We start from the raw sequence: 22,526 nt of genomic DNA on the forward strand, positions 1-22,526 counted from the left end.
CATTTGTTATAAGACTTTTTCAAAGTTTTTTTCAAGACTGATGGCTTTTGGAAATAAAATATTGTTTTCCATGTGGACGTGTTTATGAAGGTTTTTTTCGAATTCATCAAGCATTCCAAATGTTACTTTATAAGTAGCACAGGCATCAGTTGGTGGTGTATATTTATTAGTTAAAGCCGCAATTTTTTTAAAACGGTTTCCTTCGGTATTGTGTTCTTCTTTTAAGAGAATAATTTGATTTTCAACAGATCCAAAAGGTGGTGTTTCGAGATTTAGCCCTTTACTATAAGTCCTTTTCATTTGTATGATAAAAGGAAACAAGGTTCGTTCTTCTTTTTCCATATGAAAATACAAATCTGAAACAGAATCTGTAAACAGTGTTTTTATTTCAAATAATTCAGGATGAAGATGACCATGAACTGCGCATAATTTATTTAAATATTCCTCTAAAACCGGAGCTTTTTCTTTGATATATCTATGGTGTGTTTTTATTATATAATCAGTTAGTAAATCTATCGGCCATGATTTGTAGTCAAAAGACTGGTTTTCGACATTGTTTTTTGCAATTTCAATATGATGAATAAGAAGATTTTCCTCGATGTCACGTTTCTTACAGACTTCTGCGATTGTACGATATCCTTTGCAGCAAAAATCAATGTGGTATTTTGTAAATATTACTGCAGTTCTGAAATCATCTGCTACAATTTCTCCAATGGTAGTTTTACTATTTATTTTCATTTTGGTAAGTTATATTCAGTTAAACTTTGATTCTTTTCAGCATGTTTGTTTTTCTTTCGTTTTGCACTGTTTTATAATGAGTAAAGCAGTTGCAAGCATATTCGAAAATTCGATAAAAGGAATTGTGATTTCATGCGTCTCAATTAAAGAGATAGCCGAATTGTTGAGCATTTTTATTTTTGCGAAAGCCAATTCAGCGTCGCGTTCGCTGCTGGTATAAAAAGTGGTCAACAGCGTCTGAAGTTCTTTTTTTAGAATATCAAAAGCATAGTAGTCATTTGACTGATGCGCTTTTGGAAATTTAGGAATTAGTAGTTTTGTCGAAAAAGTAAATTTAGCAATCGTTTTATTCACGTCTTCGGAGGCTTGATGTGCAAATACCAAAGCTTCAAGAAGTGAATTAGAAGCCAATCGGTTTTTACCGTGTAACCCTGTTCTGGCGCATTCACCAATGGCGTACAGATTCTCAATCGATGTCTTTCCGTTCGGATCTACTTTTATACCGCCACATTGATAATGAGCTGCCGGAACAATCGGAATTAAATCTCTTTCAGGCTTTATTCCAAGTGAATTGCAATGTGCCGTAATTACAGGAAAATGTGCATAAAAAGCTTTCTGATCAAGATGTCGGCAATCGAGATAAACATGCTTTTTAGACTGATATTTTATTTCATTGCTAATAGCTTCAGAAATAATGTCGCGTGTTGCAAGTTCACCTCTTAAATCATATTTAAAAAGAAACCTTTTTTGATCTTCGTTTACAATATAAGCTCCAAATCCGCGAACAGCTTCTGATATAAGAAACAACGGATTATCTTTTCCAGCACTTAATGCAGTCGGGTGAAACTGAATATATTGCATGTCTTCGATTTCGACACCAGCACGTGCCGCCATTGCGATACCGTCTCCGGTTGCGATTTTAGGATTTGTAGTGTTTTCAAAAAGCTGTCCGCATCCGCCGGTGCAAAGAAGCGTTGTTCTTGTTCGAATGTATTTGATTTTGTTGTGCTTTTTATCATAGTAAAAAGCTCCGGTACAAGTTGTTTTTCCTTTTTTTGTTTCGGTATTTAAATCAATAACCTGATGATTTTCCCAAATTTCGATATTGGGCATTTTTTTTATGATTTTCAACAGTTTTTCCTCAATTTCTAATCCAGAACTGTCTTTATGATGTAAGATGCGATTTTGTGAATGTCCGCCTTCCAAACCTAAATTCCATTGTCCGTCTTCATCTTTGTCAAATGAAGCTCCAATTTCTATTAATTCTTTTAGTCTTTCCGGAGCCTGTTCGATTACCATTTTTACAATTGTCTCATCACAATGTCCATCGCCTGCCTGAAGCGTATCTTTAATATGTTGCTCAAAACTATCCTTAAAAAGATTGGTAACAACTGCAATGCCACCTTGTGCTAATCGTGTATTGGTATTTTTGGCCGTTTCCTTAGTCATTATGACAATAGATAAATCGGGACGCTTTTTTGCCGTTTTCATTGCAAAGAATAATCCTGAAATACCTGAACCAATAATAAGTATATCTGTTTTGAGCATGGCTATTTTTGATTTTGAGTTATGATGGTTTTACGACAGTGCAAGCATTTTTTCAATAGGTTTCAGGGCATCGATTCGAAGATCCTCTTTTATTTGAATTTCCGGACTTTCATTTTTGAGACACCAATAAAGTTTTTGCAACGTATTGACTTTCATAAAAGCACATTCGCTACAAGCGCAAGTATTGTCTTCTGTGGAAGGAGCCGGAATCAGCGTTTTTTCAGGTACAGCCTTAGAAAGTTCATGCAGAATACCGGCCTCCGTAGCCACGATAAAAACGGTAGTAGGATCCGTTTTGATAAAGTTTATAATTCCGGAAGTCGAGCCAATATAATGCGCAATTTTTAGTATATGACTTTCAGATTCCGGATGTGCAGCTATTTTAGCCGTTGGATTCTTTAAATAAATTTCAAGTAATTTATCTAGGGAAAATGCTTCATGAACTACGCAGGAACCTTTCCATAAAACGAGTTCGCGTTTGGTTTCTTTTTGGAGATAATTCCCTAAATTCTGATCGGGCGCAAAAATGATTTTTTGGTCAGAAGGTATCGAAGCGATTATTTTTTTTGCATTTGAAGAAGTACAGACAAAATCGCTCATTGCTTTTATTTCTGCAGAACAATTAATGTAGGTTACCACAACATGATCCGGATATTGATTTTTGAATGCTTTAAAATCTTCGGGTCCACAGCCGTCAGCAAGTGAGCAACCGGCTTCCCAATCAGGAAGTATTACTTTTTTGTTTGGGTTTAAAATTTTTGCAGTTTCGGCCATAAAATGGACACCTGCAAATACAATAATGTCGGCTGTTGTAGTCTGAGCTTTTTTGGATAATTCTAGACTGTCTCCAATAAAATCTGCAATATCCTGAATGTCTTCATTTTGATAATAATGAGCCAGAATAACAGCATTTTTTTCTTGTTTTAATCGGAGTATTTCCTGTACTAAAAAGTTTTTATCCATGTCTTAAATCTTAATTTTTCTGCTGTATGACATTGAGTAAAATGTACTACAGAAAAAGGTTGTTTTTGATTACCCTGAAGTATATAATTTTAATAGGGTAAATATATCAGCATCAAATTTTTCAAATTATGATTATAGTCATACTGCATTATATTTATTTTTATATGTTACTTGTAAGTGGTTGAATATTAGTTAAAACTAAAAGCAAGATTAACAAAGAAGTTTCTTCCCATACGCGGAATTTTATTCCAGTCGGAGTACGTTGTGTAGTATTTATCAAAAATATTTTCGATACCGGACTGAATTTTTACAACATTCTGATTCCAGTTGAAAGTATATCCAGCATTTATATTAAAAATGATATAATCCGGTGTTTTGGTTTGCCCGTATGTCGAAGCAAATTCTTTTTGCGCCAAATTTCCTAAAGCTGCAACTGAAGCATTAAAATTTTCCTTTTTGAAAGATAAACCAGCACTATATTTTATCGGACTGATGAACGGAAGATTGTTTCCTTCATTATCTTTTCCAACACTGTAAGTAAGTTGCGATTTAAGCTGCCAGTTTTCCAAAAAGGCATATTCCATATTTAAATCGGTATTGAAGATTACGGCATTATCAATGGCTTCGTAGACTTTTACGCCCGCTGCGCCAATGGTCATTGGATTTATTTTTGGATCAATTTTTCCAATAATGTAATCTGAAAAGTAGAAGTAGGATCCGGTAATTTTTGTTGTAAAACGATTTGTTTTATAAGCTGCAGAAAAATTTCCTTCAATTGCTTTTTCATTTTTCAAATTCGGATTTCCAATATAATCGTAGAAATCATTACTGTTGTACAGATAGAATCCGTAACCTTCTGAAACAGATGGCGCTCTTTCGGCGTAAGCCAAACCAAATCCCAACTCAAAATTTTGGATATTCTTTGTGTAGTTTCCTGAAAAACTTTTTAAAAATCTGTTTTTTGTTGCATCCATTTCAGGATAAAAAATTTGCAAACTCTGCAATCCAAAATCATTGGCAACGGTATTAGAATGAAAACCGATATTTGTACTCACTCGTAATTGTTCAGAAGAAGAAAGTGCAATATTGTCTTCTAATGCCAATCCGTTATAAAAAGTTCGAACATCCGGCCAGGTATACATAAACATTAGATTTTCGCCCGGATTATCAGGATACATTGTCATTTCGGCAATCGACTTGTTGTAGAAAGAATTTAGGTCGACAAGAAAACTGTGTTTTTTAATTTTACCATTAATTTTAGAATAAAAACCATAAGTATCTGACCAGCCCGGCATATCCATATGAATGGGAACGTTCGGTCTTTTGGTATCATCCATTTTATGAGTAATGCTATTAAAATAAACTTTCGTTTCCCATTTTGAGATGAATCCCGAAGTGGGAATGTATTTATGACTCAAAGACATAATTTGAGCTTCCGCCAAAGAAACATCCATCGGAAGTGCCGGATATCCAACATTTGTCGCTCTGTCATAAATTGCAGATGCTTCAAGAATGTTTTTTTTATCCAAAAAATAACCCGCATTTGCAGAAACATTATATTTTGTGAATTGAGAAAAGGCTATTTCCTGATCATTTCCGGCTTTGTAATTATCGGCATCACGATACATAAAATCGACGTGCGCATAATAACGGTCTTCATTATATCCTAATGAACCGCCTATGATTTTCTGCAAATTATTACTTTCGAACCCCGAATTAAAACCACCGTTCCAGCCCGTTTTTTTTTGACTGAACTGATTGCGTTTTAAATCTACAGAACCTCCAATAGTCGCTCCGTGACAACTTCCTTGCTGACCGGATGCAACACTGGCTTCCGCTAAGTTAGAAACTTCAACATAAGAAGTAATCGGATCCATTTTGTCGGTACAGGCTCCAAAAATGCGCATACCATCTATTGTAATAACGGTGCGTTCTGTTGCCATGTTATTAATGACAGGTTCCCAGGCATAGGCACCTCTTTTTATCATATTTACTTTGGTAGAACCGGATAGATAATCTTCGACAGAAGTCAATGATTTGGCTTGTTTGAGATGTAAAGAAGTTTTTTTTCCGATGACTATTATTTCATTCAAATTTACGGTTCCAAGACTATCGTTTACTTTTTCCTGTGCCCAGCATATTGTTGAAAACACAGCTAGAAAGACGCTTACTATATTTTTCATCATCTGATAATTTTAAAGAAAGAGACAAAGAGGTTTGTCTCTTTCTTATTTAGGATTTTGAGCTTAAAATTCAATCTCGAAGTAGAGACTGCTGGCTGTATTTTCTGTAGTAATAGGTTCTCCTTTAAGAACTTCGTTTGCCGAATTAAGAACCTGTAAATTGATTTTCCAGTAACCGGTCATGGTCAAAGAAAGTTTTCCATCATAAAAACCTCCAATTTCAGATTGTAGTAAATCGGTATTATTTGGCGAGCCATGATTTGCCATACTTGGCATTCTCGGATCAATTTTAACTTTGAAATTGTTTACAACCGGAAAATTCATCATATCCTGCATTTTATAAACGCCTACTTTCATGTCATTAATCGCCACTTTTGGTGAAGATGGTGCGATGTAAGCGATAACATATTTACTGCCGTCACTACCGGTGAATGAGCTTACTGTACGTTTGGCTGTAGCCGGAACTGCTATTTTATCAGCCACTGTATACGAAACATTATTTATGGTGTAGGTTATAGAAAGTTCCCAATATTCAGTTTCGTTTTGTGCCATCTGAAAAATGATATCGCCTTCATATAAAGTTTTCTTGCCATCTGCTTTTGTAATAGTTGTTTTTGGGCAGGAATGCTGCATCATAGCCATGTGCATAAGTGGTGTCCATTCTAGTTTTGCATCGGTGCTATACGTACCGGTTTTTTTGTCTTTTATTCGAAGTGAGACATGATTATAACCTTGGACTAAAGCACCAGTGTTTGAAAAAAGTTCTATGGTATGATTGTCATTTGATATTTCCTGAATTTTTTGAAGTCCGATGGTTTCATCTAGTGGAATTTCGGATGTAGCATTATCATCTGAAGAGCAAGAGAATAGTGTAATTGCCATTACAAATATGGCTAAGTATTTTAAGGTTTTCATGAGATATTAATTTTAAAATATGGGTAATAGTAGTGCTGCCGAAGTGATTCGGAAGGCAATAGAACATTAAAATTAACAACTGAAAATGGGAGGTTTAAATACTGTATGAGGTTCTATATGTGAATATAGATTTTTGTAGTCTGAATTTACTTTAAGTACAGTTTCAGCATTTTTTTCAAAACTAAAAACCGGAATTTTTACAAGAAACAAAACAACGATTTCTGCTGTTTCGCTCTTTTTCTCATTAGAGGAAGGAGTGTCATTTTTATAAGCTTTTGCCAACTCTTTTTTCAAATGACATTTACCATTACAATGTTGTTCCGGAACATTTTTGTTTTCACACAGTTCTGTTGTAATGTAATGGTAATTTATAAGATAATCCAAAAATGGAAAAGCCGGTCTGAATACCACAGCAAAAAGAAATATGTAAACGCAAACTTTCATTACCTGTATTTTGAGATTACGAAGGTATCATGAACTTATTTTTATACTTATGATTTCAGTCATACTTTAAAAAATATATGTTTTAGAATTTTGATGCAAAGTTTAACATATAAAAAACATACCAATGAACAAACTACTCGTATTCACAATTTTTGGATTCTTCTTGTTCGTGTCTTGCGGAAAAGAAAAATCAAATACAGACCAGGATTTTTCTACACCTGCACCGGCTGAAAAAACGGCAGATGCAGAATCTTACGATCCTAAAAGAGGTCTTGGAAAATATTCAACAGTTGAATTGGGAGCCACTTTAGATAAAGCGATGGCAGAAAAAGGATTAAAAACCGCAGAGGTAAAATGTACTTCCTGTCATAAACCTACCGACGAAAAATTAGTTGGTCCGGGATGGAAAGGTGTAACAGAAAGAAGAACACCAGAATGGATCATGAATTTTATCACCAATCCTGATCCTATGATTGATAAAGATCCGGAATTACAGGCTCAACTGGAACTTTGCATGATTCGTATGCCTAATCAAGGATTAACAGATGAGGAAGCAAGATCTATATTAGAATACATGCGCCAGAATGATGGGGTAAAATAACTTCAAATCAAAACAGAATTTTAAATAATAACCTTATGAAAAATAAATTTTTAAAATCGATTTTCGTACTTACGTTAGGATGCGCTTTTTTTGTTTCCTGCAAACCAAAAGATTCAACAGATGCTGTTGAAGGTGATGCAGCTGCAAAAGTATATGTAGCGCCGGGTAAATATGATGAATATTACAATTTTGTATCAGGTGGTTTTAGTGGTCAGGTAAGTGTTTACGGGCTTCCGAGTGGAAGACTCTTGCGCGTAATGCCTGTATTCTCTGAAGATCCGCAAAGTGGTTATGGTTATAGTGAAGAAACCAAAGCAATGCTAAATACTTCTCACGGTTATGTGCCTTGGGACGATCAGCATCACCTTGATTTATCGCAGACAAACGGTGAAACTGACGGTCGTTGGCTTTTTGCGAATGCTAATAATACACCCAGAATTGCGCGTATCGATCTGAAAACGTTCAAAACTGCTGAAATTATTGAGCTTCCTAATTGTGGTGGAAATCACTCTTCGCCCTTTATAACTCAAAACACTGAGTATGTTGTTGGAGCAAGCCGTTTCAGCGTTCCTGCGGACAATGACGATGGTGATGTGCCAATTAATACGTATAAGAAAAACTTCAAAGGTCATCTTAGTTTCGTAAAAGTAGGTAAGGAAGGACAGTTGGATTTGGCTTTTCAAATTGTAACTCCAGGGGTTAATTTTGATCTTAGTCATCCTGGTAAAAAAGAGTCTCATGGTTGGTTCTTTTTCTCTTGTTATAATACAGAACAAGCTAATACTTTATTAGAAGTGAATGCTTCTAAAAATGATAAAGACTTTATCATGGCGGTAAACTGGAAAAAAGCAGAGGAATACATAAAAGCCGGAAAAGGAAAACGTGTTCCTGCGAACTACGCTCATAATACTTGGGACGAGAAAACACAAACTGCTAAATCGGAGATGAAAAAAGAGGTTTTAATCCTTGATGCTGCAGAACTTAAGGACATTTGTTATTTGATTCCTTGCCCGAAATCGCCTCACGGTTGTGATATTGATCCTACTGGTGAATATATCGTTGGAAGCGGAAAATTAGCTGCTTTAATTCCTGTATTTAGCTTTACAAAACTTAAAGATGCGATTGCGAAAAAACAATTTGACGGATCTTATGCCGGAATTCCGGTTGTTAAATATGAAGCTGCATTGCATGGTGAAGTTCAAAAACCAGGTTTAGGACCTTTACATACTGAGTTTGACGGAAAAGGAAATGCCTATACTACAATGTTTGTTTCTTCTGAAGTTGTAAAATGGAATATTAAAGATTTGAAAGTCTTAGATCGAAAAGCGACTTATTATTCTCCTGGTCACTTGATGATTCCTGGTGGAAATACAGAGAAACCGTATGGAAAATATATGGTAGTTTATAACAAAATTACAAAAGATCGTTTCTTAGAAACTGGGCCAGAATTAGCGCAAAGTGCACAATTGTTTGATATCAGTGGAGATAAAATGAAACTGCTTCTGGATTATCCAACGATTGGTGAACCGCACTATGCACAAGGTATCCCAGCGGATAAAGTTAGAAATAACGGACAGTTGAAATTCTACAAAATTGCTGAAAACAACCATGCGTATGCTACTAAAGGTGAAAAAGAATCTAAAGTCGTAAGAGAAGGCAATAAAGTTCATATTTATATGACAAGTATCCGATCTCACTTTGCACCAGATAACATTGAAGGAATTAGAGTTGGAGATGAAGTTTATTTCCACGTTACAAATCTTGAACAAGATTGGGACGTTCCTCACGGATTCGCAATCAAAGGAGCAAATACTGCAGAATTGCTGATTATGCCGGGAGAAACATTAACATTGAAATGGGTACCACAGAAAAAAGGTATTTACCCATTCTATTGTACCGATTTCTGTAGTGCGCTGCACCAGGAAATGCAAGGATATGTTAGGGTTTCACCTGCAGGAAGTAATGTTCCGATCAGTTATAGTGTAGGTACGAATTTACCAAAAGAATAGCCAGTAACCTTAAGGGAGCAAAGTATTCTTTGTTCCCTTTTATTTTGATTTATTATGAGAAATAAAACACTTTCTACATTTTCTAAATTGGCTCTTTTAGTATCCGGTTTTTTGTTGATTGGAGCCATTTTTTTTCCAATTTGGAGAATTGAACTTACGGCACCTCAATATCCTGAAGGTTTGGTTTTAAAACTTCATGCCAATAAAATTGCCGGTGATGTCGATATTATTAACGGTCTTAATCATTATATCGGAATGAAAACACTGCATACAGAAGACTTTATAGAATTTAAGGTGTTGCCGTATATTCTGGGAGCTTTCGGTATTGCTGCGATAGTTTCTTTTTTAAGAGCTAAGAAAAAAGCACTTTACACTGTCTTTTTTTCTTTTTTGGTTTTTGGAATACTATCCGCATGTGATTTCTACCGATGGAATTATGAGTACGGCCATAATTTAGACCCTAATGCAGCTATTAGAGTTCCTGGAATGGCGTATCAACCACCAATGATTGGCTATAAACAACTATTGAATTTTGGTGCTTTCTCCATTCCTGATACCGGAGGCTGGATGCTTATTGGAGCAGGAGTTTTGCTTGCTCTCGCAATTGCAAAGGAGAAATATACAGTAAAGAAATCAAGCCGTTTTTTGAGTATTCTGTTTGTTTCTGGTTTTCTTTTTTCATGTTCAGACGATAAACCGGTTCCTATTAAACTGAATGTTGATAATTGTGATTATTGCAAAATGGGAATTAGCGATGGCAAACACGGAGCCGAAATCATAACCCAAAAAGGAAGAGCTTACAAATTTGATGATATTGGTTGTATGGTTCATTATTGTGAAGAAAATCAAGAGGTAAAAATTAAAGCTTATTATGTTCACGATTACAATCAAAACAACGTATTAATTCCTATAGAAAAAGCCTTTTTGGTTTCGGGAGGTGCTGTGAAAAGTCCAATGAATGGAAATATTGCAGCATTTTCAGATAAAAGTCAGGCGAAAGCTTTTGAAGCTGCCTCAAGTGCAAAAGAAATAGAATGGACAGCAATTATTAAAAAGTAAAAAGTCTCAATTCTAACTAAAATTAAAAATTATGAAACTGCATTTTTGTCTTTCATTCTTATTGTTTTTTAATTGTTTCTGGGCTCGTACTATAGAAGTAGGCGCAAACAAACCGGTTAAAACGATAAAAGAAGCGATTACTCTGGCTAAATCCGGAGATACCATTACTGTTTATAAAGGGGTTTATCGTGAAGGCAATATTGTAGTAGATAAAAAAATAATTCTGCAGGGAAAAAACTTTCCAATTCTGGATGGACAAAATAAAGTTGAAGTGCTTTCTATAAAAGCAGATAGTGTCGTGGTATCTGGGTTTAAGGTTATTAATTCAGGGTATGCCTCCCTGAATGATCCCTGCGGAATTAAAATTTATAATAAAACGGGAGTTGTTGTAAAAGACAATGTTCTGGAGAATAACTTTTTTGGAATTTATGTTCAAAAAGGAACCAATTGCATTATAAAAAACAATACCATCAGTGCGCATCAAAAAGAAGAACAGCGTATAGGAAATGGTATTCATTGCTGGAAAAGCGAAAACTTGCAGATTACGGCGAACAAAATTTCGGGACACCGTGACGGAATCTATTTTGAGTTTGTTTCCAATTCGGTAATCTGGCGAAATATTTCTACGGCAAATATCCGTTACGGACTTCATTTTATGTTTTCTAATGATGATGCTTATATCTCCAATGTTTTTAAAAACAATGGTGCAGGTGTAGCGGTCATGTTTACGAAGAATGTGAAAATGTTCAACAATTACTTTGAAGAAAACTGGGGTGATGCTGCTTACGGATTACTGCTAAAAGAGATTTCGGACAGTTATATTATCGGAAATAAATTTATTCGCAATACGTCCGGAATTTATATGGAAGGTACCAGCAGAGTCCAGCTCGAAAAAAATGTATTTAAAGACAATGGTTGGGGAATGAAGATTCAGGCAAGTTGTATGGACAATCAAATTGCGTTTAATAATTTTCTCGCCAATACATTTGATATCAGCACCAATGGAAGTCTAGTTCTCAATCATTTCAATAATAATTACTGGGATAAATATGAAGGTTACGATCTAAATCGGGACGGAATTGGAGATGTTCCTTTTCATCCGTTAAGTCTCTTTGCCGTAATTACAGAAAACAATCCGTCTGCAATGTTGTTGTTTCGAAGTTTTATGATTACGCTTTTGGATAAATCCGAAAAAATACTGCCAAGTATAACGCCTGATAATTTTGTTGACGAAACCCCCGAAATGAAATCCCTTCAATTATGATTACTTTAAAAAATATAAATAAAAATTTTGGCAAGCTTAAAGTATTACAAGATGTCAATCTTGAATTTAAAGCTGGGGAATGTATAGCGCTTATTGGCCCAAATGGTTGCGGAAAAACTACTTTAATAAAGTCTATTTTAGGAATGGTTCTTCCGGACAATGGCGATATTCTGCTAAACAATGAATCTATTTTAAAGAAGTTCGATTATCGAAACCATATTGGTTACATGCCACAAATTGGGCGTTATCCGGATAATATGACAATCGAACAGATTATCCAGATGATTAAACAAATCCGAAACTCAAAAGCAACATTAGATGAAGATTTGATAAAAGCCTTTAAGCTCGATAAAATGAGTGACAAACAAATGAGAACGCTCTCAGGCGGAACAACACAAAAAGTAAGCGCAACATTGGCTTTCCTTTTTAATCCTGATGTTTTAATTCTTGATGAACCCACGGCAGGACTTGATCCTTTGGCATCTGAAATTCTAAAAGAAAAAATCATCAAAGAGAAAAACAAAGGAAAATTAATATTGATTACTTCACATCTTTTGAGCGAACTGGATGATATGATTACTCAGATTATTTTTATGCAGGATGGCAAAGTGCATTTTCATAAAACTATAAAAGAGCTTTTGGAATCAACGGGAGAAAATAAAATATCAAAATCGATAGCCACAATATTAAAAGAAAAGCAACATGAACAGGATAATTAAAATTGTCCTCTTGGACATACTTAAAAACAAGATTGTGGTAAGTTATGCTTTAATTCTGGCGTTGCTTTCCTGGGGATCTTTTATGTTAGAAAACAATACGGCCAAAGGATTATTGACTATTTTAAATGTCATTTTGTTTACGGTTCCACTGGTATCAGTACTCTTTTCTACAATTTATATTTACAACAGTGCAGAGTTTATTGAGCTTTTGCTTAGTCAGCCAATAAAGCGAAAAAAAATCTGGATCAGTTTGTTTACCGGGCTTTCGGTAGCAATGGTTTTGGCTTTTTTTCTTGGTGCTGGAATTCCGTTATTAATCAATTCTCCGGGAACGGCCGGATTAATGATGCTCTTAGCAGGAAGTTTAATTACGGTTGTGTTTGTAGGACTGGCTTTTTTAAGTTGCATTTTAACCCGAGATAAAGCAAAAGGCATTGGACTGGCGATATTGTTTTGGCTGTATTTTGCCATTCTTTTTGATGCATTGGTGTTGTTTTTATTGTTTCAGTTTTCAGAATATCCTATAGAAGAAGCAATGGTTGGAATAACAGCTTTAAGTCCTATTGATCTCGCGCGTATTCAAATTTTATTGCATCTCGACCAATCCGCAATGATGGGTTATACAGGTGCAATTTTTAAAGATTTTTTTGGAACTGCAGTCGGATTGTTGATTTCCTTTTTACTGTTGGTTTTATGGATCTCTATACCTTTTTTAGTTTCAGTCAGAAAATTTGAAACGAAAGACCTTTAATTAAATTTTAAATAAAAAAAGCACTATGAAAACAGATATCAAAAATAAGGGCGATATAAAAATATTGGTTGATGCTTTTTATTTTAAAGTTAAAACAGATCCGGTAATTGGCTATTTATTTACCGAGATTGCTTGTGTAAATTGGGAAAAGCATCTTCCTATAATGTATGATTTTTGGGATAATATTCTTTTTCACACCGGAAATTTCGATGGAAATCCGATGATGAAACACCGAATGCTGAACCAAAAAAGCAAATTAGCGGAAGCGCATTTTAAACATTGGACAAAATTGTGGAAAAAAACCGTAGACGATTTGTTTGAAGGAGAAAAAGCAAATGAAGTAAAAATCAGGGCCAATAATATTTCAAAAGCCATGATGAATAAAGTAATTGGTTAATAAAAAAACGGGAACTCAATTGAGTTCCCGTTTTAATTTTGAGATAGTTAGAATTTGAATTAATAATTATCCTTTTATCATTACAAAGGAACTAAAATGATTCCTTTTAAATTATGACTGGAATCATACCAGAATGAATTAGTAAAATAATTTGTGGTCTATAATTTCGAGTTTTTTATTCTTGCACATGATTGAAAGTGTGCGTATTACGGTCTCAACACGCAAACCTGTAAAATCGGCAATTTCCTGTCTGGTATATGGGATTTTCATTCTTTTTGATGAAGTAAAATTGTGCTGTTTTTTCAGATTATCCAAAAAATACTGAATGCGGTATTCCGGTTTGTGATTGATTATGTTTTTTGAAAAAACAATTTTGTTGTAAATTTTCCAGGCGAGTAATTTAATTACGTTGGTCTGTATTTCCGGATTTTCTTCGAGGCAAGAAAAGAAATTGGTTTTAGAAAGTTTTAGAATCACACAATCGGTCTGAGTAATAGCAGCGGCCGGGTAGGGCTGATTAATAAAAAGAGGCGGTTCGCCAAAACTATTGCCTTCCTGAAATACGCCAATGGTTAAATCTTTTCCGTCTTCGTTCGTATAATTCATTTTTACCGTGCCTTCTAAAATTTGATAAAAATAGAGCGGTGGATCATTCTCATAAAAGATGATGGTGTTTTTTGGGACTTTTTTTGCAACCGCGCCCCAGGTATAAAGTAGATCAGTATCAATATGCATTTTAGTAAACAATTAATACATTAGAAAGATTTGTTTTTGGTTTGGATTAGAAATATGCTTTTATTGTTAAGAATATCCTAATAATTTACGTTCTATCAAAGAAAGGAATTAAGGATCAAAAAAAACATGATAAATGTTATGTTTTGAAAAAAAATGAAAACATTTTTAAGTTAATTTTTGTTGTTTAATTTGTTGTTATATTGTGTTTTATGTTTTGTTTTTGATGCTTGTTACAGTTGAAAATTAATGAGGTATTGAAAGATTTTGGTTTAAAAGATCAGTATATTTACTTTCAAAATCATATAACTATGAAAGCATTGGTAATAGGCGCAACTGGAGCGACAGGAAAAGAGCTTGTAAACTTACTTTTGGAAGATAAAAACTATGAATCAGTTTCGGTTTTTGTGCGACGTTCAACAGGAAAAAGTCATCCAAAACTGAAGGAACATATTGTCAATTTTTCAGAAATAGAGCAATTTAAGGATTTGATCACTGGAGATGTTCTTTTTTCCTGTCTCGGAACTACTTTGAAAGATGCGGGTTCAAAAGATAATCAATGGAAAATTGATTTTGATATTCCGGCCGCTTTTGCAGTTGAGGCGAGAAAAAATGAAGTGTCGTCTCTCGTTTTGGTTTCTTCTTATGGTGCCTCGGCCAAAAGCAGTGTTTTTTATTCAAAGATGAAAGGTATGTTGGAAGATTACATTTCAGATCTGAATTTTTTGCAATATATAATTTTTAGACCCGGTCCGCTTATTCGTGAAAACACAGATCGTTTTGGAGAGAAATTTTCCATTAAAATCATTAAAATGTTTAATACAATTGGGCTTTTTAAAAACTTGAAACCTATTTCGACACTATTTTTAGCGGATAAATTGGTTAAAGCACCAGAAGCATTTCCAACGGGAAAACATATTCTTGAACTTCACCGTATTTTGGTTCTTTAACTTTTTATGATTAGGATAAAAAAAGCTTTCTTATAGAAGTTAAAATTGTTTGTAAATGGCGTTTTTCCTCGGAAACTCCTGAAAAATCAATACTTTTTTATGTTTATTTAGTTTATCTTTGTGTCTTATACGCACTAAGAAATGAATACAGATTTTCCCCTTCCAGATAACGAACTACAACGTTTAGCCGCCTTAAGACGTTATAATATTCTTGACACACTTCCTGATCATGCTTTTGATGATGCAACAAAACTTGTTTCCTACATCTGTGGAGTTCCAATTGCTCATATTTCGTTTATAGATGAGGCCAGACAATGGTTTAAATCTGAAATTGGAATTGGAGTTTCAGAAGTGCCACGTGAAATTTCCTTTTGTCAATACACCATTCTCGAATCAGAAATGGTCGAAATCAACGATACTTTTTTAAATGATAAATTTAAAGATGATCCTAATGTTACGGGCGGATTCAAAATCAGGTTTTACGCCGGAATTCCGCTTACAACGCCAGACGGATATAATATCGGAACTTTGTGTGCTTTAGATCATGTTTCTAAAGAACTAAATGAAAATCAGCGAAATGCACTCTCGATTATTGCAAAACACGTTATAAATCAGCTGGAATTAGGAACTAAAAATATAGAACTTGACAGACAGAAAAAAATAGCAGAGCGCGCAGTTCTGGCCAAAGACAGTTTTCTTGCCAATATGAGCCATGAAATTAGAACGCCTCTAAATGCGATTATTGGTTTTACAGATCTTTTGGCACAAACTAAACTGGATGAGGTACAAGAGGATTATGTAGACAGTGTGCAAATTGCGGGAGAAAATCTGCTTCTGATCATCAATGATATTTTGGATCTTTCTAAAATTGAATCAGGAAATCTGACTATCGAAGCAGCGCCGTTTAATCTGAAAAAGACATTAAAACATGTCTATAATTTATTAAAAGTCAAAGTTCCAAAGGACGTTGAATTCAATCTTTTTTTAGATGCTGATATGCCAGAGAATGTCGTAGGAGATCAGGGAAGATTAAATCAGATTTTGGTTAACCTTATTGGCAATGCGTTAAAATTTACGAATGAGGGAGAAGTAACAGTTTCTGTAAAAAATGTTGAAGAAACGGAAGACAGTTATGCATTGCGATTTTCTGTAAAAGATACCGGAATCGGAATTCCTAAGGATAAACTCAAGTCTATTTTTGAGAGATTTACGCAGGCAGAAGATAGTACAACACGAAGATTTGGCGGGACTGGACTTGGTTTGAGTATTGTAAAACAGCTTATTGAATTACACAAAGCAGAAATTCATGTGAAAAGCCGCGAAGAAGTCGGTTCTGAATTTTTCTTTGTATTTACTTATAAAAAAGCAACGGCAAAAGAAGCCGTTTCTAAAGCAGCAAGCGGAAATAATTTAGGAAAACTGAAGATATTGCTTTGTGAAGACAATATTCTGAATCAGAAACTGGCGGCAAGTGTTATTCAAAATTTTGGTTTTGAGCTGGATATTGCTACTAATGGAGAAGAAGGAATTGAGTTGCTTTCAAAAAATACTTATGATCTTGTATTAATGGATCTTCAAATGCCTGTGAAAGATGGCTACCAAACGACAGAATACATTAGGAATGAAATGAATATGACAATTCCGATTATTGCTATGACGGCGCATTCACTTGTAGGTGAGCAGGAACGTTGTTTTAAAGCCGGAATGGATGCGTATGTGCCAAAACCGTTCAAACAGGCTTTTCTTTTAAAAACAATAAAAACAGTCATGACTAAAGATGTTGATGCTCCGCAGAAAAGAGTAATCGATTTTTCTTTTTTGGAAGAAATGGCATGCGGTGATGAAAATTTCAAGAATGAAATGATTGGTCTTTTTATCGAAAAAATTCCGGAACAAAGTGAACAACTTTTAGAAGCTTTAAAAAATAATGATCATGAAACTGTTAGAAGAACCGCTCATAATATGAAATCCAGCATCGATATTTTTATGCTGACGGATCTTGCTCTTTGTCTTTCTATTATTGAAGAAGAAGCTTCAAAAGGAGAATTTACTACCGAAATCGCCGATAAAATAAATATAGTGCATTGTGGAATCGAAGAAGTAGTTAAAGTTTTAAAAGAGCTATGATAAAAAAGAAATAAAGAATAGCTTTACAATACAGACATTAAAAAAGTAGTTGCCCCAAATATAATTTATTACAAATGAGAATTATTTTAGCCGAAGATAATGATATCCTACGCAAATCATTATCGTTTTTTTTAGAATCAAAAGGATTTGTTGTTGACCAGTTTTCTGATGGTAAAGATGCTTTGGAAGCCATCGAATCAAACCACTATGATCTTATTCTGACAGATATAAATATGCCTGGCGTTAGCGGCATGGAAATTACGCAACATGTTAGACAAAGCATAAATTCTGATATTCCCATAATTATACTTACTTCATCCGGTGTAGAACAAACTGAACTGGATTCTTTTGATATTGGTGCAAACGAATTTATTGCCAAACCAATTAGTCCCGCTGTCCTTTTAGTACGAATTAACAAATTATTAAAAACACGTGCCTAATGAAGTTTTTATATTATTCCGTTTTCCTTATGCTCTTTTCGACTGCTGTTTTTGCACAGGAAGTTGATGTTGATGCCACGCTGATTGTTGTAAAAAATGAAGTAGAAAAAGGCAATTATGATAAAGCTTTATCATTGCTGGAACCACTGCATACTAAATTTCCTGAGAATGAAGATGTAACCATTTACATGGGAAGAATTTACAGCTGGAAAAAGGATTATAAAAAAGCGATCGAAATATTAACTCCAATGACCGACAGATCAAAGCCTAATGCTGAAGCTTTGTTTGCTATTGTTAACACTTACTATTGGTCGGAACAGTTTGAAAAATGTATTTTTTACTGTGATAAATATTTAGAAACAGATCCAAATTCTGCTGAGATCTTAAAAATAAAAGTTACTTGTCTCGAAAAGCTGAATCGTAACGAAGAAGCATTGGCGATTATTGAAAAAGCTGGCATTGTAGACAATAGTACGCAGCCATTTCGAGGAATACGAACGCTTATTGGTCGTAAGTCAAAAAATGCAATATCAGCTTCGTATTTAAATGTTTCCACTTCAAATCCGGGTCAATCTCCGTTTCATTACGGTTATGTGGAGTATTCTCATAAATTTAGCAAGTCGGCAATTGTGGGAAGAGCAAATGTGGGACATGTAAATAACGATACACAAATGTTATTTGAAACCGATTATTATCAAACGTTTTCAAATAAAAGTTATTTGTACGCCAATTCCGGTCTTTCGACAGGAGAAACAGTATTTCCGGTTGCCAAAGTTGGATTGGAGTATTATTTTGCTCCGCACAAAAAGTTTGATTATGCACTTGGTGTTCGATTTATGCATTTTGATTCAGACGATATAACATTGCTTACGGGCCAACTGGCTTACAATACAGGAAGTTATACTTTTGCTTATCGACCTTATTACGATACATCAAATGAATTGTTTTCGCACGTTTTAAGCCTTCAGAGAACCAATGAAGAAAAAGAGCGTATCCTAAGATTGGAACTTCAATACGGAAATGTACCTTATTTATATCTTTATAATGGTTTTACTCAACCACTTAAAGCGTATAGAGCCGGTATTCAATATCAGTATCGCTTTGGTGATTCCTTTTTTGTTCGTCCAGTTTTTCTGTATGAATATGAAGAATATTTGCCAGATGAATACAGAAACAGGTTTAATGTACAATTGATTGTCACTAAAAGATTCTAACTATGGAAAAACTCTGGAATCTATATAAAAGTGATGACTGGGTGCATCCTTTCCTGATTGTTTCGATTTATATCTTTATTGCAGCATCATTTATTTTATATCTGCTAATTATTGCAAGCCGAAACAAGAAAATTAGACAGACAAAACTCAAAATAGAATATGATGTTTTAATCGACACTTTGATGTCATCTGTTATTTTTGAAGACAGTTCATTTACGATTGTAAGCGAAAATCAAAAATTTAAAAAACTTTTTGAGAATACTTATTTCAGAGAGGTTCTAACCGAGTCGATTATAAATCTTCATAAAAATTACGAAGGTGTTTACGCTCAAAAAATAGAACAGTTTTATAAAGATTCAGGATTAATAAACGACTCTTTCAAAAAACTGAGAAGCCTGAAATGGGAAGTTAAATGTAAAGCGATTTCAGAACTTGCAGAATTTAAAATAACGGAGGCTTTTACTGATATTATTTCATTGTCAAACGCCCGAAATAAAACACTGAAAGTAACCGCAATAAGTGCAGCGATAAAACTAGCAGGCGCCGAAAGCATCAAATATCTTACATCTTACACTGATTCTATCGACGACTGGACGCAGTTAAATATTATTGGTGCTTTTAAAAAACATGATATCGGAGACACGAAAGGAGTAGAATTTTTATTAGAATCAGAAAATACAACTGTAGTTGCACTTGGATTAAAATTGATAAAAGAACTCAAACTGACGCAAAAAGTGCCATTTGTAGAACAACTTGCCAATAAAACCCCAAATTTAATGCTGCAAAATGAGGCACAAAGTGTATTGCAGACCTTAACCGTTTAACTTGCAGACAAATGACTTTTTTTACCTACGAAATAACAGAGTTTGTAGATCTCTATATAGTGCTTATACTGGCTTATGCGATACTAATTATGTCTTCGTATCTTATATTAGCTCATCTTTCTACCAAAGAACTTAGAAATTACCTTAAGCGAAATAGTTTTATAGATTATGAAGTTCTTCTTTCAAGTGAATTTGCTCCCAAACTTTCTTTAATAGCGCCCGCATACAATGAAGGTTTTACTATTGAAGAAAATGTAAAATCGTTACTTTCTTTAAATTATAATAACTATCAGGTTATTGTTGTGAATGATGGGAGCAAAGATAATTCCATGGAAATCCTTGCCAAGACTTACGATCTGGTTTTGACTGACCTTATAATTGACGCCAAAATTGAAACTAAAGAAATTAAAGGCGTTTACAAATCCAGAAATGCTGCATATAAAAAACTTATTGTTGTCGATAAAGAAAATGGTGGTAAAGCAGATGCTCTGAATGTTGGTCTTAATATAGCTGAACATCCCTATGTTGTTTGTATTGATGTAGATTGCATTTTAGACAAAGATTCGTTGCTTAAACTGGCAAAACCGTTTTTGGAATCTCATGAGAAACGAATTATCGCTACAGGCGGAGTAGTAAGAATTGCCAATCAATGTGTGATTAAAAACGGTCGATTGATTGAAGTAAATGTTCCAAATGTAATGCTTTCGCGAATTCAGGTTTTAGAATACCTGAGAGCTTTTCTTTTAGGAAGAATGGCCTGGGGAAGACTTGACGGATTATTACTTATTAGTGGTGCATTTGGTGCTTTTGATAAAGAAATAGCAATACTTTCTGGCGGTTATAGCACCAAAACAGTTGGCGAAGATATGGAATTGATCGTGAGAATGCGCCGTTATATGCTCGAACGAAAACTTTCTTATACGGTAAGTTACATACCAGATCCGCTTTGCTGGACAGAAGCTCCCGAAGATTTCAAGATATTCAAAAAACAGCGCAGCCGCTGGATGCGAGGCACGATAGAAACACTGAGTATTCACAGGAAAATGTTTTTAAATCCGAAATACAAATTACTGGGAATGTTGAGTGTGCCATATTGGACTTTGTTTGAATTTTTGGCTCCAGCCATAGAATTTATAGGTCTTGTTATTACTGTTTTATTTATAATATTCGGATTGATAAATTGGCATTTCTTCTTTCTATTGGCATTATTTGTTTACACTTTTGCTATTTTGTTTTCGGTTATAGCCTTGTTTAGTGAAGAAAAAACCTATCATAAATACCCAAAGCAAACCGATTTTTTCAAACTCTTAATGGCGGCATTTATTGAACCTTTGTATTTTCATCCTTTGGCTGTATATGCTGCATTGGTTGGTTATAAAGAAAAGATTATGGGAACGAAAGGCTGGGGAGAAATGACAAGAAAAGGTTTTACGAAGAAATAAGATGTAAGAACGACCAATCAATTTTATTAACAAATAACTAGAAAAAAACCGAATGAAATTTAAAAACAACTTTACATGCCTGCTTTTACTATTGCCGGCAATTTTCTTTGCCCAGACAAAAACAACGATTACAATAGAAAATAATTCGGTTTTGGACCGAAAAGAAACTGTCGTTCCTATAGAGTGGAAAATGATTCTAAACAGTTTTCCAAAAATAGATACAGCCAACTTCGTTGTACTAAATCCGAAAACGAAAAAGCAGGTTGCTTATCAATTGGAACACAAGACATCATCGAATATTCAAAACCTACTGGTGCAGGTTGATGTTAAAGCAAAATCAAAAGTGACGCTTTTGCTGCAAAACGGAAAACCGGAGAAATTTGTAGCAAAAACATACGCTCGTTATGTGCCGGAGCGTAAAGACGATTTTGCTTGGGAAAGCGATAAAATTGCTTTTAGAGCGTACGGAAAAGCACTTGAAGGTACAAATGAAAACGCATATGGTTTTGATGTTTGGGTAAAAAGCACGCCCAATTTAGTTGTAAATGAGCGTTACAAACGCAATGATTATCACGTAGATCACGGCGACGGAATGGACTATTATAATGTCGGATATTCGTTAGGTGCAGGAAGTATGGCGCCTTTTGTAAATGATACGGTTCGTTATTCTGCAAATTACCATGCATGGAAAGTTTTGGATAATGGCCCTTTGCGTTCTACATTTCAATTGAAATATGATACTTGGAATGCAGGTGGCGTAAAAGTAAGTGCAATAAAAACAATTTCAATTGACGCAGGTTCGCAACTTAATCGTGTAGAAAATGTCTATACTTTTGATGGAGACAAACCACTTCCTGTCGTAGTTGGAATAGTAAGAAGAACGACGGCCGGAACTATTTCTCTAAATGAACAACAAGGAATTTTAGCCTATTGGGAACCGACTTCTCCAAAAGACGGAACTACAGCAGTTGGTTCGATATTAACTACGCCAGTTGCTTCTATGTGGGTAGACAAATTACAATTATTGGCTAAAACGTCAGTTAAAAGCAACGAAACTATAGTTTACTATACAGGTGCAGCCTGGGATAAAGCTGGAATAATTACAAATGCAAAAAAATGGATTGAATATTTGGAAAAATTTAATGAAGAAATAAAAAATCCATTACTGATAAGTGTGAAATAAATAAGTAAAAAATAAGTAAGCAA

21 protein-coding genes are annotated in these 22,526 nt (G+C 34.5%); 14 read left to right on the forward strand and 7 right to left on the reverse strand.

Going from position 1 to position 22,526, the window contains the following annotated elements; all coding sequences use genetic code 11:
- Window positions 1-6 precede the first annotated feature (6 nt).
- The 6 genes from ric to BD847_RS03665 form a co-directional block, all read right to left on the reverse strand.
- Window positions 7-738 carry an iron-sulfur cluster repair di-iron protein gene (ric, locus tag BD847_RS03640; RefSeq protein ID WP_115886909.1) on the reverse strand — a complete coding sequence of 244 codons (732 nt, stop codon included), beginning with the start codon at window positions 736-738 and terminating at the stop codon, window positions 7-9.
- A 36-nt stretch (window positions 739-774) separates the two neighbouring features.
- Entirely contained in the window at window positions 775-2,286 is a 1,512-nt protein-coding gene (gene nadB / locus BD847_RS03645; RefSeq protein WP_115886910.1) for an L-aspartate oxidase, read from the reverse strand.
- A 30-nt stretch (window positions 2,287-2,316) separates the two neighbouring features.
- Window positions 2,317-3,249: a quinolinate synthase NadA gene (nadA, locus tag BD847_RS03650; protein WP_115886911.1), complete on the reverse strand. Its 933-nt coding sequence runs from the start codon at window positions 3,247-3,249 to the stop codon at window positions 2,317-2,319.
- A gap of 188 nt (window positions 3,250-3,437) precedes the next feature.
- Window positions 3,438-5,435 (reverse strand): TonB-dependent receptor domain-containing protein, encoded by a 1,998-nt coding sequence (locus BD847_RS03655; RefSeq protein ID WP_244201552.1) that lies wholly within the window; start codon window positions 5,433-5,435, stop codon window positions 3,438-3,440.
- 60 nt (window positions 5,436-5,495) lie between these two features.
- Window positions 5,496-6,347, reverse strand: a complete 852-nt coding sequence (locus BD847_RS03660; protein ID WP_115886912.1) for a hypothetical protein — start codon at window positions 6,345-6,347, stop codon at window positions 5,496-5,498.
- A 72-nt stretch (window positions 6,348-6,419) separates the two neighbouring features.
- The gene (locus tag BD847_RS03665) at window positions 6,420-6,791 is read right to left on the reverse strand and encodes a hypothetical protein (protein ID WP_115886913.1); all 372 of its coding nucleotides are present in this window, start codon (window positions 6,789-6,791) and stop codon (window positions 6,420-6,422) included.
- A gap of 124 nt (window positions 6,792-6,915) precedes the next feature.
- Here BD847_RS03665 and BD847_RS03670 point away from each other — a divergent pair, with 124 nt between their 5' ends.
- The 7 genes from BD847_RS03670 to BD847_RS03700 are packed head-to-tail and all read left to right on the forward strand — an operon-like array spanning window position 6,916 to window position 13,591.
- Window positions 6,916-7,392 (forward strand): c-type cytochrome, encoded by a 477-nt coding sequence (locus tag BD847_RS03670; RefSeq protein ID WP_115886914.1) that lies wholly within the window; start codon window positions 6,916-6,918, stop codon window positions 7,390-7,392.
- Between the two features lie 35 nt (window positions 7,393-7,427).
- On the forward strand, window positions 7,428-9,401 hold the full coding sequence (gene nosZ / locus BD847_RS03675) for a Sec-dependent nitrous-oxide reductase (RefSeq protein ID WP_115886915.1): 1,974 nt from the start codon (window positions 7,428-7,430) through the stop codon (window positions 9,399-9,401).
- A 54-nt stretch (window positions 9,402-9,455) separates the two neighbouring features.
- Window positions 9,456-10,460: a nitrous oxide reductase accessory protein NosL gene (locus BD847_RS03680; protein ID WP_115886916.1), complete on the forward strand. Its 1,005-nt coding sequence runs from the start codon at window positions 9,456-9,458 to the stop codon at window positions 10,458-10,460.
- A gap of 31 nt (window positions 10,461-10,491) precedes the next feature.
- Window positions 10,492-11,724 carry a nitrous oxide reductase family maturation protein NosD gene (locus BD847_RS03685; RefSeq protein WP_115886917.1) on the forward strand — a complete coding sequence of 411 codons (1,233 nt, stop codon included), beginning with the start codon at window positions 10,492-10,494 and terminating at the stop codon, window positions 11,722-11,724.
- Window positions 11,721-12,443 (forward strand): ABC transporter ATP-binding protein, encoded by a 723-nt coding sequence (locus BD847_RS03690; RefSeq protein ID WP_026729682.1) that lies wholly within the window; start codon window positions 11,721-11,723, stop codon window positions 12,441-12,443. Before BD847_RS03685 ends, BD847_RS03690 begins: the two co-directional genes overlap by 4 nt.
- Window positions 12,444-12,453: 10 nt before the next feature.
- Complete coding sequence (locus BD847_RS03695) at window positions 12,454-13,194, forward strand: ABC transporter permease subunit (RefSeq protein ID WP_244201553.1); 741 nt, start codon at window positions 12,454-12,456, stop codon at window positions 13,192-13,194.
- A 25-nt stretch (window positions 13,195-13,219) separates the two neighbouring features.
- Complete coding sequence (locus BD847_RS03700; protein ID WP_115886919.1) at window positions 13,220-13,591, forward strand: group III truncated hemoglobin; 372 nt, start codon at window positions 13,220-13,222, stop codon at window positions 13,589-13,591.
- A gap of 138 nt (window positions 13,592-13,729) precedes the next feature.
- On the opposite strand, the gene BD847_RS03705 is transcribed toward BD847_RS03700, so the two are convergent.
- A complete protein-coding gene (locus BD847_RS03705; protein ID WP_115886920.1) occupies window positions 13,730-14,326 on the reverse strand; it encodes a Crp/Fnr family transcriptional regulator in 597 nt (198 codons plus the stop codon).
- 308 nt (window positions 14,327-14,634) lie between these two features.
- Between BD847_RS03705 and BD847_RS03710 the strand changes: the two genes are divergently transcribed.
- The 7 genes from BD847_RS03710 (at window position 14,635) to BD847_RS03740 (ending at window position 22,503) form a co-directional block, all read left to right on the forward strand.
- Window positions 14,635-15,273 (forward strand): NAD(P)H-binding protein, encoded by a 639-nt coding sequence (locus BD847_RS03710; protein ID WP_115887336.1) that lies wholly within the window; start codon window positions 14,635-14,637, stop codon window positions 15,271-15,273.
- A gap of 141 nt (window positions 15,274-15,414) precedes the next feature.
- Window positions 15,415-17,400 carry a GAF domain-containing hybrid sensor histidine kinase/response regulator gene (locus BD847_RS03715; RefSeq protein ID WP_115886921.1) on the forward strand — a complete coding sequence of 662 codons (1,986 nt, stop codon included), beginning with the start codon at window positions 15,415-15,417 and terminating at the stop codon, window positions 17,398-17,400.
- A 74-nt stretch (window positions 17,401-17,474) separates the two neighbouring features.
- On the forward strand, window positions 17,475-17,840 hold the full coding sequence (locus tag BD847_RS03720) for a response regulator transcription factor (protein ID WP_115886922.1): 366 nt from the start codon (window positions 17,475-17,477) through the stop codon (window positions 17,838-17,840).
- Window positions 17,840-19,054 carry a tetratricopeptide repeat protein gene (locus tag BD847_RS03725; protein ID WP_115886923.1) on the forward strand — a complete coding sequence of 405 codons (1,215 nt, stop codon included), beginning with the start codon at window positions 17,840-17,842 and terminating at the stop codon, window positions 19,052-19,054. Before BD847_RS03720 ends, BD847_RS03725 begins: the two co-directional genes overlap by 1 nt.
- Window positions 19,055-19,056: 2 nt before the next feature.
- Window positions 19,057-19,878 carry a HEAT repeat domain-containing protein gene (locus tag BD847_RS03730; RefSeq protein ID WP_115886924.1) on the forward strand — a complete coding sequence of 274 codons (822 nt, stop codon included), beginning with the start codon at window positions 19,057-19,059 and terminating at the stop codon, window positions 19,876-19,878.
- Window positions 19,879-19,889: 11 nt separating this feature from the next.
- Window positions 19,890-21,320, forward strand: coding sequence for a glycosyltransferase family 2 protein (locus BD847_RS03735; protein WP_115886925.1), 1,431 nt, complete (start codon window positions 19,890-19,892; stop codon window positions 21,318-21,320).
- A gap of 52 nt (window positions 21,321-21,372) precedes the next feature.
- Window positions 21,373-22,503, forward strand: a complete 1,131-nt coding sequence (locus tag BD847_RS03740; protein WP_115886926.1) for a DUF4861 family protein — start codon at window positions 21,373-21,375, stop codon at window positions 22,501-22,503.
- Window positions 22,504-22,526 lie beyond the last annotated feature (23 nt).

Source organism: Flavobacterium cutihirudinis, assembly GCF_003385895.1.
GTDB classification, from domain to species: domain Bacteria; phylum Bacteroidota; class Bacteroidia; order Flavobacteriales; family Flavobacteriaceae; genus Flavobacterium; species Flavobacterium cutihirudinis.